The organism is Limnohabitans sp. DM1 (assembly GCF_001269385.1).
Classification (GTDB): Bacteria; Pseudomonadota; Gammaproteobacteria; order Burkholderiales; family Burkholderiaceae_C; genus Limnohabitans_A.
In genome coordinates, this window is sequence record NZ_CXOO01000008.1 from 1 (window position 1) to 2,115 (window position 2,115).

At 58.7% G+C, this 2,115-nt stretch carries 1 protein-coding gene; it reads right to left on the minus strand.

What is annotated here, in order from left to right:
* The coding region (locus AMM33_RS01240; RefSeq protein WP_369802381.1) for a calcium-binding protein at window positions 1-2,115 on the minus strand (2,115 nt) is incomplete at both ends.

The window sequence follows — 2,115 nt, forward strand, 5'->3', positions numbered from 1 at the left end:
TCGCCACCGTCAACGATGTCGTTACCTTCGCCGCCGTTGATCGAGTCGTCKCCATTACCGCCGTCTAWGSWGTCWKYGCCATCGCCACCGTCAACGATGTCGTTRCCTTCRCCGCCGTTGATCGAGTCGTYGCCATTACCRCCGTCAATGGTGTCTGCRCCATCGCCACCGTCAACGATGTCGTTACCTTCGCCGCCGTTGATCGAGTCGTTGCCATTACCGCCGTCAATGGTGTCTGCACCATCGCCACCGCCAACGATGTCGTTGCCTTCGCCGCCATTGATCGAGTCGTCTCCATTACCGCCGTCAATGGAGTCGGCACCGTCCCCACCGTCAACGATGTCGTTGCCTTCGCCGCCGTTGATCGAGTCGTTGCCATTACCGCCGTCAATGGTGTCTGCGCCATCGCCACCATCAACGATGTCGTTGCCTTCACCGCCGTTGATAGAGTCGTTGCCATTACCRCCGTCAATGGTGTCTGCGCCATCGCCACCGTCAACGATGTCGTTGCCTTCACCGCCGTTGATCGAGTCGTTGCCATTACCGCCGTCAATGGTGTCTGCACCATCGCCACCATCAACGATGTCGTTACCTTCGCCGCCGTTGATCGAGTCGTTGCCATTTCCGCCGTCAATGGTGTCTGCGCCATCGCCACCATCAACGATGTCATTACCTTCGCCGCCGTTGATCGAGTCGTTGCCATTTCCGCCGTCAATGGTGTCTGCGCCATCGCCACCTTCAACGATGTCGTTGCCTTCGCCGCCGCTGATCGAGTCGTTGCCATTACCGCCTTCAACGATGTCGTTACCTTCGCCCCCGTTGATCGAGTCGTCGCCATTACCGCCGTCTAAGCTGTCATTGCCGTCGCCACCGTCAACGATGTCGTTGCCTTCGCCGCCGTTGATCGAGTCGTCGCCATTACCGCCGTCAATGGTGTCTGCGCCATCGCCACCATCAACGATGTCGTTACCTTCGCCGCCGTTGATCGAGTCGTCGCCATTACCGCCGTCTAAGCTGTCATTGCCGTCGCCACCGTCAACGATGTCGTTGCCTTCRCCGCCGTTGATCGAGTCGTCTCCATTACCGCCGTCAATGGTGTCGGCACCGTCCCCACCGTCAACGATGTCGTTGCCTTCGCCGCCGTTGATCGAGTCGTTGCCATTACCGCCGTCAATGGTGTCTGCGCCATCGCCACCGTCAACGATGTCGTTACCTTCGCCGCCATTGATCGAGTCGTCGCCATTACCGCCGTCAATGGAGTCGGCACCATTACCACCGTCAATGGTGTCTGCACCATCGCCACCATCAACGATGTCGTTACCTTCGCCGCCGTTGATCGAGTCGTTGCCATTACCGCCGTCAATGGTGTCTGCGCCATCGCCACCATCAACGATGTCGTTRCCTTCGCCGCCGTTGATCGAGTCGTCGCCATTACCGCCGTCAATGGTGTCTGCGCCATCGCCACCATCAACGATGTCGTTACCTTCGCCRCCGTTGATCGAGTCGTCGCCATTACCGCCGTCAATGGTGTCTGCGCCATCGCCACCGTCAACGATGTCGTTACCTTCGCCGCCATTGATCGAGTCGTCGCCATTACCGCCGTCAATGGAGTCGGCACCATTACCACCGTCAATGGTGTCTGCACCATCGCCACCATCAACGATGTCGTTACCTTCGCCGCCGTTGATCGAGTCGTTGCCATTACCGCCGTCAATGGAGTCTGCGCCATCGCCACCATCAACGATGTCATTACCTTCGCCGCCGTTGATCGAGTCGTTGCCATTACCGCCGTCAATGGTGTCTGCGCCATCGCCACCGTCAACGATGTCATTACCTTCGCCGCCGTTGATCGAGTCGTCGCCATTACCGCCGTCAATGGWGTCTGCGCCATCGCCACCATCAACGATGTCATTACCTTCGCCGCCGTTGATCGAGTCGTTGCCATTTCCGCCGTCAATGGTGTCTGCGCCATCGCCACCWTCAACGATGTCGTTRCCTTCGCCGCCGYTGATCGAGTCGTTGCCATTACCGCCTTCAACGATGTCGWTACCTTCGCCACCGTCAATCGAGTCGTCGCCTTTACCGCCGTCTATGCTGTCATTGCCATCGCCACCG